This is a genomic window from Thermogemmatispora argillosa, from assembly GCF_059696725.1.
Genome location: NZ_AP019377.1, coordinates 1,817,741 through 1,831,246, shown reverse-complemented (window position 1 = coordinate 1,831,246; position 13,506 = coordinate 1,817,741). Strand labels below are relative to the sequence as shown.

The window sequence follows — 13,506 nt, the reverse complement described above, 5'->3', positions numbered from 1 at the left end:
TTCCGCCCTTGCGAGGCGGGGGCTGGCCTGCCCGCACAGACTTTCCTGGAGAGGAAGCAGGAGAAGAGCAGCGCCGCTAAAGGCGCTTTCCTGGCCTGGTTTGCTAGCTGCCGGCGAGCTGTTCCGCGTGCGCCTGACAGGCTTGACTCTCTGGCTCGGGGGCGAGAGGTCCGAGGCGGCGCATCTCGGGCCAGATCAGGGCCACACAAAGCACCACAAGGATGGTGCCGAGACCACCGCCGACGACGGCCAGCACGGGGCCAAAGAGCTGGGCCGCCAGGCCTGACTCAAAGCCACCCAGTTTATTAGAGGCGGCGATGAAGATCGTGTTGACTGCCGCCACGCGCCCGCGCATATGGTCTGGCGTGCGTGTCATCAGCAAAGTGCCGCGGATGACAACACTGATATTGTCGAGTCCGCCCAGGATAAAGAGCATCAAGAGCGAGAGCCAGAAGGAGCGCGAGAGGCCAAAGACAATCGTCGCCAGGCCGAAGCCGGCCACGGCCAGCAGTAAGGTGCGTCCGGCGCGCTTGAAGGGCGGTAGATGGGCCAGCAGGAAGGCGACGCAAACGGCTCCGATGGAGGGAGCAGCCTGCAGCCAGCCCAGGCCCGTCGGGCCGACGTTCAGGATATCGCGGGCATAGATCGGCAGGAGGGTCGTGGCGCCGCCAAAAAGCACGGCGAAAAGGTCGAGCGTAATGGCCGCCAGGATGACTTGTGTGCGTCGCAGGAAGCGCAGCCCCTCCACTAGTGAGCGCAGCGTACCCTCCGTGGGCTGGCCTGCACTCTGAGAAGGACCGGCCAAGGCCGGGCGCAGGCGTAGCAGGGCCAGCAGCACGAGAAAGAGGGCAATGGCCAGGGCGTTGAGACCATAGATGGGGGTGGCGCCGTGGAAGAGGGCCACCAGGAAGCCTCCCAGGGCCGGCCCAACTACTGATGCAAGTTGCCAGGCGCTACTTTCCCAGGTAGCGGCATTGGCATAGAGTTCCGACGGCAGGGTCTGCGGCAGCAGAGCGGCGCTGGCTGGCTCATTGAAGGCGGTAGCTATGCCCATGAGCAACAGGCAGGCGTAGATCAGCCAGAGGGGACCGCGTTGCCAGGAGAGCAACAGCAACCCCAGGGAGCCGAGGGCGAGCGCGGTCTGAGCCAGCATAACCATGCGGCGCCGGTTCAGGCGGTCCGCCAGGTGACCAGCCAGCAACGAGAAGCAGAGCACGGGCAGCACCTGGACCAGGCCAACCAGTCCCAGTGCCAGCGCTGAGCGCGTGCGGTCGTACAGCTCCCAGCCAATGGCCACCGTGACCATCTGTTCGCCGATCGAAGAGAGAAAGATGCCTATGAAGAGGAGGCGAAAGTTGCGATGGCGCAGGGCGCGATACGGGTCATGGCGCGTCGGCGCTCCCTCAGGCATAGGTGACTGAGCATTGGCCATCGGGGGAGCACTGTCAGCGCCTCGCTCTGGATCGAGATCCCTCACAGACATTCCTCGTGTCTTACCAAAAACTGTAATGGCGTCGCTCGCCTCTCCGTTATGTATTTCTATGTCTTTCCTTTTAAATGATGAAAAGAATTTTATTCATCATTAACAGGCGAGCGGCAAAGCTCTGGATTTTACTATAGCACAGCGAGAGAGACACTTTGCATAGCCAATCCAGCCCTATGCTTTCGGGAAATGAACCAGAGAGAGTAATATTGTCGTGTACCTAGATAGCCTCTGTCCTTCGTGAAGTACGAGGGGCGGAGCACGATTAACTACCGTGACTGACGGTCGTTTGTCGTGTACATAAGCTTTAGACGGAAAGGAATGTGAGTTATGGCAGACATGGCGTATTGTGTCAAGTGCAAAGAGAAGCGGGAAATCAAGGATGCGCATCAGGTGACGATGAAGAATGGTCGGGCGGCGTTGCAGGGTACGTGCCCTGTATGTGGCACGCGACTGAATCGCATTCTCCCTGGTGCGAGCAAGAAATAGCCTCGCGCGGCCCGCAGCCCTGTCGCTGACGGGCGATGGGGAGGGCCTGATCGGGAGCGTCGCCGCCGCGTAGGAGGCCTTAGCGCCCGCCTGTCCGGCTGAGACAGGGGTGGGCGGGAGGAAGCTGTCGCCCACGCCGCGGCGGCGTGTGGTCAGGTTCCTCCCCGCGGGCGGACAGGCTCCCTCCTCTCGGCCTCTCCTTTGGCCTGGCCTGAGCTAGAAGTCGCCGCGGCGGATGCGCTCGAAGAGGGCGCGATTCTCTTCATCAAGAGCGACCAGCTCAAGATAGGTACCGCTGCTGGCCAGCGTATCGAGGAAGGCAAAGCGGGTTCCCTGCCCGGCGATCCCGCTCTCGATGACGCTGACTGTTCCCCCACGTTCCTCACCTAGTGAACCCTCGCCGGCGCTGAGCTGGCTCTGCAAGGCCTGCAGCGCCCTGTCAAGATCTTCGACCTCCAGTCCCAGATGATGCACACCTGGGCCGCGTTGGCGCAGAAAAGCTGTCAGGCTATTTTCTCCTTCCAGCGGCTGCATCAGTTCGATCTGGAGAGGCCCGGCGTAGCCGAAAGCGACATGCTGGCGGCAGCAGGCAGGCTGGCCGCGATAGGTATAGGCACGGAACTGGATGTCTTTGATGACGAAGAAGCGGGGCACGCCAAGAACGTGCTGAAAGAAGCGCTGAGCTGCGGCGAGGTCGTTGACAGCATAGGCGAGCTGGAACCAGCGGGCGCCTGCCGCTGTCAGGGCCTCGAATGTAGGTGAAAAGTGCTGCTGGGACATAGCTGTAGCCTTTCGTCTCTGCTGCTGGTAATCTCCGCGGGTCTGCCACTCTTATCTGCTGGGTTCTGTTGCGCCGGCGCTCCGGTGGTGACTTGCCTGATGAGAGCAGGCGGGCCGGAGGTAACCGGGAGCCAGGAGCTAGCGCCAGTGGATCATTGGCAGGCCGGGGACCGGGCTGCGAAAATAGGGAATGGTTGTGCCGCGCAGGCTGCCCAGGTAGACGGTGCGCAGATCAGGCCCGCCGAAGGTCAGGCTGGCCAGCCAGGGGGCAATTGTGCCGTGGGTGGCGGCCAGGATCTCGGGAGTCAGGCTATGGCTCTCGTAGTGGGCGAAGAGACGCGCTCGGGTCTCCGGGTTACTGTCGTCAAGCAAAGTGAGCACCTCGCCCTCGGGCGTGATGGCGATGAGCTGATCGGTAAAAACCAGCGTGACCCAGAGATTGCCATAGGCATCAAAGGCGAAGCCGTCGGGAAAGCCGGGCAGGCGCTCAGGACCATAGATTTCGCGGTCGGTCAAGGAGCCGTCGGGCTGGACGCGCAGGCGGCTGATGCGCCAGGCGGTACTTTCGACCACGTAGAGCCATTCTTCGCGCGCGTCGAGGCGGATTTCGTTGGTGCCGCAGAAGCCTTCGGCGACGATACGGATGCCGCGCTCATCAATGAGGGCGATATAGCCGTCGGCGGTACGCGTGTTGAGCTGATTGGTCCAGGGGTGCTCTCGCGTATTGACGCTGAGCCAGATGCGGTTTTGGCTGTCGCGCAGGACGAAATTGGCTTTACCCAGCGGCTGACCATCGATCTCACGGTAGAGGGTGCGCAGGCGCCCGTCGCGCGTCATGATCTCGACGGCATCGGTCCCCCAGTTGGCGATGATAATGTCGCCGTTCTCAGCGAAGGCCAGGCCGTTGGGCAGCGATCCCTGCGCCTGGACATAGCGCTCTTCAAAGCTGGCAGCGCTCGCCGCCTGCTCCTGGCCCTCGACTGCAGCCTGCTCGCGCTCGACAACAGGCAAGATGAGCTGCTGGCTGCCGTCGGGATTGATGCGCATGACGCCGCCGCGCGCGTCTGCAACCCAGAGGGTGCCGTCGCGCTCGGCCAGGATGCATTCGGGGCGTTGCAGATCATGGCCGATAGTTCGGATGCTGCTGCGATCGACCTGCCAGTCTTTGAGTGGATTGGCTGAGGACACCATGCTGCTGCTCTCCTTTGCTATCTGTGACCGTGCTGGCTTGCCATCAGGCCTCTCCCGCGAGAGCGCTTTCGGCAATGCATTGGTTGCGCTGGGTGCCGAGGCCGCTGATGCTGCCTTCCAGGATATCGCCAGGCTGCAAAAAGCGCTGATAGTGCATGCCGTTGCCGCGCGGCGAGCCAGTGCAGATCAAGTCACCGGGCCAGAGCTGGACGTAGTGGGAGATATATTCGATCAGGCGGGCGACGCCGAAGATCATGTCGTCTGTGCCTTCGTCCTGCATGGTCTGGCCATTGAGCTTGAGGGTCAGGTGAAGCCGCTGCGGATCGGGCACGAAGCTGGCCGGCACGAGAAACGGCCCTGTGGGCAGAAAGCCCGGTGGGCACTTGCTGCGCAGCCAGTCGCTGCCGATGGCCTGCAGATCGGGGCGGTAGACGCGGTCACGGCAGGTCAGATCATTGACGATGGTATAGCCAGCAACGTAGGCGAGAGCTTCTTCGCGCTTGACGTGGCGCGCGGCTCGCCCGATGACGACCCCTAACTCTAGCTCCCAGTCCGGCTGGCTGCAGTCGGCTGGCAGAGGAATCGGGTCGTAGGGGCCAGTGATGGCCGATGGGATCTTCGTGAAGACGTACGGCTGGCCGTGAGCGATACGGGCATCCATGATCTGCTCAGCCAGGGCGCGCCGCTCGGCTTCGTCGCGGGCATCGTGGGCGCCGTGACCCTGAGCGACGGCCAGTTCGATAACGTGCTGGCGGTAGTTGGCACCGGCGCAGAAAATCTGGCGCGGGTAGAGTACCGGCGCATGGATGTGCACCGCTTCAAGTGGCAACCAACTGAGCGCTGCTGAGATGGCTCTTGGCGCCGATGCCTCTTCCAGTGCGTTGACAGCTTGCTGCAGAGCGCTCAGGTTGCGCTCCCACTGTTGCAAGAGGCCGAAAAGGCTCTCGCTATTGCTCAGGGGCTGACCAAGGCGCTCGCAGAGCGGCTGCAGGGCGTGAACGGCGATGACGCGCTCATCAAGCACGAGGCCCGCAAAGGGCGGGCAGCCGGCGACGGAAAAAGTGCCAAGAGTAAAGAAGCTGGTCTTCATCTGCTACTACTCGCCTGCTCTCTGGTCTGGGCGCGCTGGCGGCTGAGCTGCAACCAGAGTATAGAGGTTGCGCTCACGCTTCTCCAGCAGCGGTAGAATAGTTCCCTCAACGAACTGGCGATAGTGTGGGGTTTCACGATGCTGCTGCAGGGCAGCCTCATCGACGTACTGCTCATAGAGCAGGAACTGATCGGGGTGCTCCTGCGAGCGGCAGGCGTGATAGAGCAAGCAGCCGGGTTCGCTTGCGGCGACGCGCGGCGCCATTTGTTGCAGGGCGGCCTCAATGGCGTCGCCCTGGCCCGGCTTGCCGTAGTAACGTGCCATCAGCACAATCATCAGTTCTCTCCTTCCTTTCCTTTCCTTATCTCCTGGATGCTCCTCGTCTTCCCACGGCGCTCGGCTGTTTCTGCTGTGCGAGGAAACAGAAGCTGGACTGAGCTGAGCGAAGCTGAGCTCAGCTTCCGCCGCTCTACAGATCGACTGCACTCAACTCGCCACGAGCGACCAGCTCGCGAAAGAGAGCGATGGTGGCGGCCATGCCCTCGCGCAATGGCGTCTGAGGGAGCGACCCGATGAGACGGCTGAGGGCCTCCGCTGAGTACGTCTCAGGAGAAGGAAAGGCCGGCTCGGCGAAAGTGATCTGACCACGACTCTCAGGTACTAGCTCCTCGATCAGGGCGACGACCTCTCGCATGTGGGCGACGGTTCCATGCAGGTTAAAGACCTCTGCTCCCTCGAAGGGCACGCGGGCGCACGCGATGAAAGTTCTGGCCACATCGTCGGCGTACTGGAACTCGCCCCGTCCGCCGAAAGGGATATGAAAAGGGCGCCCTAGCACGGCGGCCAACATGGCCCGTGTCGGAGCAGAAGTCAAACCCTGGTCGCGCCCCGGCCCATAGACCGTTGCCGGGCGCAGGCCAATGCTAGTCAGACCATGTTCCTGCCAGTAGATGCGAGCTGTCCCCTCATTGGCCTGCTTGAAGACGCCGTAAAGCGAATTCGGGCGCAGAGGGGTATCGTGCTGGACAATGCCGCTCGGGCCGCCGGCCTGGGGATCGTAGACGGCAACTGAGGAGGCGTAGACGAGACGGCGAACCTGGTCAGCGTGCCGGCGCACGGCCTCAAAGACATTGACGGTGCCGACCACGTTGACGCGCGCTCCCAGAGGAGGATTGGCGCGCACAGAAGGCATCTGGAGGGCGGCCAAGTGAATGACGTGGGTAATGCCATGCTGATCGAGAGTCTGCTCCAGCGCCGCCAGCTCGCCAATGTCACCCTGGACAAAGGTCACGTGGGCCAATTCCTCGGACGACAAGATGAGCTTGAGCCGTCGCGGCTCCTGTCCCAGGTCGAAGGCCACCACCGGAGTGCCCTCACGTACCAGGTTGCGCACAACCCAGGCACCGATACAGCCCAGGGCTCCGGTCACTAGAAAACGTTCTTGGGTCATGCTGGTTGTCTTCCTCCTCTGCTGCCTGCCGCTGCGCTGACTTGTGGCGGAGCATGTCTGCTGGCCTGGTGCAGGCGGTTGGGCCCAGCCTGCCCCGGATCACCGTTCAGAGGCCAACCGCACGGGTCTGGCTGGGGCCTCACCCAGGAGGGGAGAGGCCCCGGGAAGCGTAACGGGACCGCCCAGGGGGAGCAGGCCCGAGCACAACTCATCCAGCACTAACCGTCTGTTCCTCCGCTCTGCTGCTCAGTGTAGCTGCAAGGCGATCAGAGGTCACTACCGTTCGCTTCCGTTTTCACTTTTCCGGTTGCTTCCGGTTCAGCACAGAAGGAGGAAGGGCGAAGGACAGCAGCCTGGCAGACGGCGCGGAGAACCAGGGAAGAAGCGGTCGGTAGCAAGAGGAAAGAAGGAAGGCTACCGGCAGAGCAGCCAGGAGGCCTTTCTTTAAGGGCGGGGCGGCTGGATCTCCGGGCCGTCGCAGGCGCCCAAGGCTCTGAGTGAAGCTTTCTGGGCCTCGCTGAGGCCGCGCAGATGGCGGATGTCCATGCCTTCATAGGGGCGCTCGCTGCGCAGTGTGTAAAGGCAGGCGCCAGTCTGGACCTGGGAGACCAGGATCACCCCATTGTCATCTCCGCTGGCGAGCAGGCTGCCATCGGCGCTGAAGGCTACCGACCAGACCTGGCCGCTGTGGCTGGCAAAGGACTGTTCGCAAAGGCGGTAGCCCATGCCATCGATCTGACCCAGGCGCAGGCTGTGCTCATCGCTGCTGGCCAGCAAGCGGGCATCCGGGCTGAAGGCGATCGCGCGGAACCAGGTCAGCGAGCCATGTCCCGGCCAGCGCTGGCGGCGGAGGCCGCTGCTCACTTCCCACAGACTCAGGCTACCATCGTTGCTGCTACTCAGCAGCCAGCGACCATCAGAGCTAAAAGTCAAAGCACCGATAGGGCTGGCCTCCCCTTGCAACGTCTGGACACAGCGTCCGCTCTCAACTTCCCACAGCTTGATCTCGCCGTCATTGTCCCCACTGGCGAGCAAGTGGCCATCGGGGCTAAAAGCCAACGACCAGACCATCGAGCCATGGCCGTGCAAGGTCTTCAAGCAGGCCTCAGAGCCGTCGCGGCGCAGGTCCCAGAGCTGGACAGTGCGGTCGTGGCTGCCGCTGGCCAGCAAATGGCCGTCAGGCGCCAGGGCCAGGGACCAGATAACGGCGCTGTGGCCGTGCCAGGTTTTGAGGCACGCTTCTCCATCCTGTTCGGTCAGTGACCAGAGGCGGATCGCCTGATCGTCACCGCTGCTGATGAAAGTATGGCCATCGGGGCGGAAGAGAATCGACCAGATCGGACCGGCGTGGCCCTGGAACGAGCGCAGACAGCGAGCCTGGCCATCTGGCTCCAGCCGCCAGAGGCGTAGCAGCCCATTGTCGTCGCCATGCACCAGGTAGCGACCATCAGGGCTGAAGGCCATTGAACGCGCAACGCTGCTGTAACCCTGGAGCGTGCGCAGGCATTTCCCGCTCTCCACATCCCAGAGCTTCGCCTTGCCGCTGTAGGAGACACTAATCAGCAAACCGGCGGGGCCGAAGGCCACGGCGCTCACAAAGGTCGAATGGCCGTGCAAAGTGCGCAGGCGCTGATATTCACCGCGCTCCCTGTTGATCTGCCAGATCTCGACCGCTCCATCGTAGCAGCCACCAGCTAACAGCGTGCCCTCGGGATTGAAAGCGACGGTCGCGGCGCGGGTGGTATGCTGCCGCAGCGTGGCCAGGCGTTGCCCGCTGGCCACATCCCAAAGATTGATCAGGCCGTCCTCGCCGCCGCTGGCGAACAGCCCGCCCTGGGGGTGGAAGGCCACGGCCATGATATCGCCGCTGTGACCGCGCAAGATACGCAAACAGGCGCCCGACTCTACCTCCCAGAGGCGCACCGTTTCATCGTTGCCGCTGCTGACCAACAAGCGCCCGTCGGGACTAAAGGCGAGATCCCAAACAGGCCCAATGTGGCCATAGAGCACCTTCAGACAGCGACCTGTCTCAATCTCCCACAAGCGAATCGTCTGATCCATGCCACTGGTGGCGAGCAGACGGCCATCGGGACTAAAAGTGACGGCACGCACCCACTTTTCATGTCCCTGGAAGATGCGCAAGCAATGCCCAGGCTCCTCGCCGCTGATCTGCCACAGCTTCACGCTGCGATCGTAGCCGCCGCTGGCGAGCAGGCGCCCATCGGGACTGAAGGCCAAGGCCCAGGCCATGCGGCTATGCCCGCGCAGCGTCAGAAGCGGGCGGCCTTCGATCAGGTGCCAGAGGCGAATCTGTCCGCTGAAGCTGCCGATGGCCAGCAAGTGCCCGTCGGGACTGAGCGTCAGCGAGGCGATGCTTTCCACCGGTTCCGTAAAGAGAGAATCGCTGATCCAGGCGGCGGCAAAGCTGGCGCGCTGGGCCTCTATGCCCTGCAGATAAGCCTGCCGGATAGCTAAACCGGAGAAATCCTTCTCGCGCAGATGCCCGCGCAGCGTCACCATCAAGTTCACCAGGTTGCCGCCTCCGTAACCCTGGGCGGCGTGAGGCAGACCGCGCAAGCTGCCCGCCAACGCCATCAGCCGCTCTTCTAGCCGCTGTTCATCGCCGCAGAACGATAGCAGGCGCTCTAGCAGCGGCTGCAGCAGCATGCGCGCCTGACTCTCGCGAATGTAGTCTTTGCTGCCGGCCTTCATCAGAGCATGCGAGAGCAGCAGGCGCGGGCGCTCCTGCAGGATCTCGCCACAGACCTCCTCAACCAGGCGCTCGCTCACGTACTCCATCACCACCGGCTGCAGCGTGAAAATGGCCCCCTGCTCAGCGCGCTCCACCAGGCAGCGCCAGCGCAGCGACTTCAAAGCTGCCAGCAGCTCGCGCCGTGAGACCGTGCCTTGCAGGTCCTGGCTCAGCTCCTCTAGCGGCACCATCTCGCGTTCGATCGCCAGCCAATACATCAGATCGCGCTCCAGTGGAGAGAGGCGCTCAAACTGGTAATCGAGGAGCTGGCGCACGGTATGGAGCAGCGTCGGTCCATCGCGCAAGAAAGCCGCAATCTGGCCGCCGAACACCTCCTGCACAGTCGCGGCGGCAATCTTCAGAGCCAGAGGATTGCCTGCGTAGTGGCGTACCAGCTCATCCCAGGCGTGCGGGGTACCGGACAGGCGGCGCTCCGCTAACAGTTGTTGAATGGCCTCGCGCTCCAGCCCGAAGAGCTTCAAGACGCGCACAGGCGAAAGCGGTCCCTCCAGCGGCTCCAACTCGCCGGGTAGCTCACGGCTGGTCAGCAGCAAACAGCTCTGATGCGTGCACTCCGCCACCTGGCGCAGCAGGCGGCCGTAGCCCTCATAGCCCTCACGATAGCGTCCCTCAAAGCTGCCAGGCTGCAGCAAAGTCTCCATGTTATCGAAGACCAGCAGGCAGCGGCGCTTGCGCAGTAGATCGAGCAACAGCGTCATGCGCCCGTCGGTCTGCGATGGCAGTGAAAGACTCTGCTGCTGAGTCAAGGCCTGGATACAATCGGCCAGCAACTCGGCGAGTGGTGGAGCATTGCGCAGCGAACGCCAGAGCACAAAGTCGTAGTGAGGAGCCACATGCTGAGCGAAGCGCACCGCCAGGGTGGTCTTGCCAATGCCTCCCATGCCGAGCACGACCACCAGGCGGCAATGATCGGCCAGTAGCCAGCGCTCCAGGGTAGCCAGCTCGCTGGCGCGGCCAAAGAACGAGGAAGCGTCTGGCGCCTCTCCCCACTCAGTCTGCGGAGCGGCGACGGGCTGCAGTGGCGTTGGCGAGGCCGGCCTCTGAGCTGGCCCTGCTCCTGTGAAAGGGGCAGTTCGCTCATGAGCAGAGGCGACGGGGAAAGCTAAAGAGGAGGAAGAAGACGGTGAAGAGAGACCGGTCTGAGAGGCAGCGCTACGCTGGGACTGAAGCAGCTCTTCAAACCACAGCTCATCGAAGGGGATCGGGCGGCGGGCCGCACTCTCAGCAGCCTGCTGCCAGAGCCTGCGGGCCTCTTCACGCGCATGCTCCCCGTGGAAGGCGCCATAATACAAATAGATCTCAATTAGCTTCTTCAGATTCTCACTGGTTGGAAAAGCCGTGCCACCCTCCCAGTGGCGGATCGTGCGCTCCGACACCCCGAGCATCGTTGCGATCTCGGCCTGGGTCAGGCCGGCCTTCTCGCGCAGCGTGAGTGCCAGCAAACCGAAGCGATCATCTTTGAGCTTGTACCGACGGTGATAGCCCACGGCGTCGTGCTCCCGAATCGATGTCCTTCCATTGGACAGAGCGCAGCGACTACTCTCCCTCACCGGAAGCAACCGGAAAGAGAAAAGCGGAAGCGAGTGGTAGTGATCTTTCACCCGCCCTTCGCTACACTGTGAGCGAGTCTAGCGAACAGGAGGGAGGGACAGATCGCTACACCAGGCACAGCCTTCGGTCGGTCAGGCGCCAGGCCCGATGCCCGTCGCTAGCAAGCGGGAAGGCAGGCCCTTTCACAGCGTTGTGAGAGGCACGACGGGCACTCAGCAGCGTCCTGGCTGTTATGGTAGCACAGAACTGGCTGAGCGTCAATCAAGCGTGGTTGCCCCTTCCTGCTCACCATCGCCGTGCGCTTGCAGATAAAGGGCGGCCTCGCTGCTATTGTCCAGCCCGGCACGTCGAGCATCGCTCTGAGCGCTATCGATCCTCCAATCCAGATATCCACCTGATCTGAGCTGCGAATGAACTAGCGACGCCCAATGAGGAGAGAAGGAAGGAGACTATGAGGAAACACCTGCTTGCCCATCTAGCCCATGTCGAGATCATCACCCCGGTGCTAGAGGATTCCCTGCGCTTCTTCACTGAACTGATGGGAATGGAGCTAAGCGAGCGCGTGGGTGACTCCTACTATCTGCGTTGCTGGGGAGAGTTCTATCACCATAGCCTGGTGCTCACGGCCGGCGAACAGCCGGCGCTGGGACACATTGGCTGGCGCACCTGGGGACCCGAGGAGCTGGAGCAGGCCGTCAAAGAGATCGAGGCTGCTGGCCAGCAAGGCCACTGGATTGAGCGCGGGCCGGGGCACGGTCCGGCTTATCGCTTCCGCGGCCCCGGTGGCCATCTCAACGAAGTCTTCTGGGAAGTTGACCGCTACGTAGCGCCAGCCGAGCTGCGCTCGACCTATCCGGCGCGTCCCCAGCGCTTCACGGGTCGTGGCGTAGCCCCACGCCAGATCGACCACGTTACCGTAGCCTCGCTCGATGTCATGCGAGACACGCACTGGTACTGCGACACCCTCGGCTTCCGCTTTATGGAGTACACCGTCCCTGACGAGCATCCCGATATTGTAGTCTTTACCCAGATCACGACCAATGAGAAGTCGCACGACCTGGGTTTTGTGGCCGACTTTTCGGGGGTACCGGGGCGCATCAATCATGTTGCCTTCTTCTTGCCAGAGATCAAAGATCTACTGCGGGCTACCGACATCCTGCTAGAGGCGGGGCTGAGTATGGAATATGGCCCTGGTCAGCACGGGATGGGCGAGCAATACTATCTCTACTTTCGCGAGCCTGGAGGCATGCGCATCGAACTGAACTCAGGCGGCTATCGCAACTACATTCCTGACTGGGAGCCGGTGCGCTGGGTGCCCTCGCAGGGATCGAACACCATGTATCGCAATGCGGCCATGCCTGACTCAATGACCGAGTCCTTTCCGCTGGCGCCGGGCGGCTCCTTCCCCGAGCCGGCGGCGACTGGAGGCACCCAGGTCGATCCCGATCTGGTGAACCCCTTCCGGCAGCGTGGGCGTGGCTAACCAGGCCTGCTCGTGTTGTGGGCGATGAAAAGGCAATCCTCAACGAAAGATGGATGGAGTGTCCTACGATGGACAGAAGCGCGCAGAAGATCCTGATTGTCGGCGGCGGCATCGCTGGCCTGACGGCGGCAGTGGCGCTGCGCCAGATCGGCTGTGAGGTTGAAGTCGTCGAGCAGAATCCCCAATGGTCTGTCTATGGCGTAGGGATTATCCAGCAGGGCAACGCCCTGCGGGCCCTCGATCGCATCGGTCTCGCCGAAAAGTGCATTGCTGCCGGGCATCCGATGGGGGGAGTTCGCTTTTATGACCGCCAGGGTACTTTTCTCTTCGAGGTGCCTCAGCCCCAGATTGCCGGGCCGCGCTATCCCCCTGGGAACGGCCTCACGCGCTCCCGTCTGCACGCCATTCTACAGGATGCCGTGCGCCAGTCTGGAGCGACCATTCGCCTGGGGGTGACCGTTGCGACCCTGGCCCAATCTCACAGTGAGGTCTCAGTCACCTTCTCAGATGGCTCCTTCGCCAGCTACGACCTGGTGGTAGGGGCTGACGGCCTCAAGTCGCTCGTGCGCCGTCTGGTCTTCGGCTCCGAGTATCAGCCGACCTACGTGGGCCAGGTCTGTTGGCGCTGCAACGTGCCACGTCTGCCCGAGGTCACGACTGGCTGGCTCTTCGAGGGTGGCCCCTATGGCAAAGCCGGCTTTATCCCTCTGGCGCCCGATTTGATGTATATCCTGCTGGTGGAGACGCCGCCACCGGGGCCGCCACCGCGTTTCCCGCGGGAGTGCCTGCCCGCAGCCTATCGCGAGCGCCTCGCTCCCTTCGGGGGGCCGGTGGCCCTGGTGCGTGATCGTTACATCACCGACGAGTCGGAGGTCATCTATCGTCCTTTCGAGACGCTGCTGATGCCCTCGCCCTGGTATCGTGGGCGCGTGCTGCTGATCGGGGATGCGGCTCACGCCATGACGGCTCATGTGGCTCAGGGGGCGGCGATGGCCATCGAGGATGCTGTTGTGCTAGCCGAGGAAATAGCGAGTGGTGACCCGCTGTCCCAGGCTCTGGAGCGCTTCATGCTGCGGCGCTACGAGCGCTGTAAGGCGCTCGTGGAGATTTCGTCGCAGCTCAGCCAGTGGGAGCGTGATCAGACGCCCGATGCCGATGTCGAGGGCCTAACACGCCGCTCGTTCGAGATTGCCGCTGCTCCCATCTAAACCCAGAT

General features: G+C 62.7%; 10 protein-coding genes. 3 read left to right on the top strand and 7 right to left on the bottom strand.

The features are described from left to right. Positions 1-103: 103 nt before the first annotated feature. Positions 104-1,432 (bottom strand): MFS transporter, encoded by a 1,329-nt coding sequence (locus AC6H1L_RS07105; RefSeq protein ID WP_497601519.1) that lies wholly within the window; start codon positions 1,430-1,432, stop codon positions 104-106. A 381-nt stretch (positions 1,433-1,813) separates the two neighbouring features. On the opposite strand from AC6H1L_RS07105, the gene AC6H1L_RS07100 reads away from it, so the two are divergent. After that, positions 1,814-1,972, top strand: coding sequence for a DUF5679 domain-containing protein (locus AC6H1L_RS07100; RefSeq protein ID WP_052890408.1), 159 nt, complete (start codon positions 1,814-1,816; stop codon positions 1,970-1,972). Between the two features lie 216 nt (positions 1,973-2,188). Here the strand turns inward: AC6H1L_RS07100 and AC6H1L_RS07095 are convergent, their stop codons facing one another. The 6 genes from AC6H1L_RS07095 to AC6H1L_RS07070 form a co-directional block, all read right to left on the bottom strand. Further along, complete coding sequence (locus AC6H1L_RS07095; protein WP_497600831.1) at positions 2,189-2,752, bottom strand: VOC family protein; 564 nt, start codon at positions 2,750-2,752, stop codon at positions 2,189-2,191. A gap of 138 nt (positions 2,753-2,890) precedes the next feature. After that, on the bottom strand, positions 2,891-3,943 hold the full coding sequence (locus AC6H1L_RS07090; protein ID WP_497600830.1) for an SMP-30/gluconolactonase/LRE family protein: 1,053 nt from the start codon (positions 3,941-3,943) through the stop codon (positions 2,891-2,893). Positions 3,944-3,986: 43 nt separating this feature from the next. Further along, positions 3,987-5,033, bottom strand: a complete 1,047-nt coding sequence (locus tag AC6H1L_RS07085; RefSeq protein ID WP_497600829.1) for a fumarylacetoacetate hydrolase family protein — start codon at positions 5,031-5,033, stop codon at positions 3,987-3,989. Positions 5,034-5,039: 6 nt separating this feature from the next. Continuing rightward, entirely contained in the window at positions 5,040-5,369 is a 330-nt protein-coding gene (locus AC6H1L_RS07080; RefSeq protein WP_497600828.1) for a putative quinol monooxygenase, read from the bottom strand. 133 nt (positions 5,370-5,502) lie between these two features. Further along, a complete protein-coding gene (locus AC6H1L_RS07075) occupies positions 5,503-6,483 on the bottom strand; it encodes an NAD-dependent epimerase/dehydratase family protein (RefSeq protein ID WP_497600827.1) in 981 nt (326 codons plus the stop codon). Positions 6,484-6,927: 444 nt separating this feature from the next. Next, entirely contained in the window at positions 6,928-10,743 is a 3,816-nt protein-coding gene (locus AC6H1L_RS07070; protein WP_497600826.1) for a WD40 domain-containing protein, read from the bottom strand. 515 nt (positions 10,744-11,258) lie between these two features. On the opposite strand from AC6H1L_RS07070, the gene AC6H1L_RS07065 reads away from it, so the two are divergent. Further along, positions 11,259-12,290, top strand: a complete 1,032-nt coding sequence (locus AC6H1L_RS07065) for a VOC family protein (protein ID WP_497600825.1) — start codon at positions 11,259-11,261, stop codon at positions 12,288-12,290. Between the two features lie 68 nt (positions 12,291-12,358). Continuing rightward, positions 12,359-13,498 carry an FAD-dependent oxidoreductase gene (locus AC6H1L_RS07060; RefSeq protein ID WP_497600824.1) on the top strand — a complete coding sequence of 380 codons (1,140 nt, stop codon included), beginning with the start codon at positions 12,359-12,361 and terminating at the stop codon, positions 13,496-13,498. The last annotated feature ends 8 nt before the right edge of the window (positions 13,499-13,506 follow it).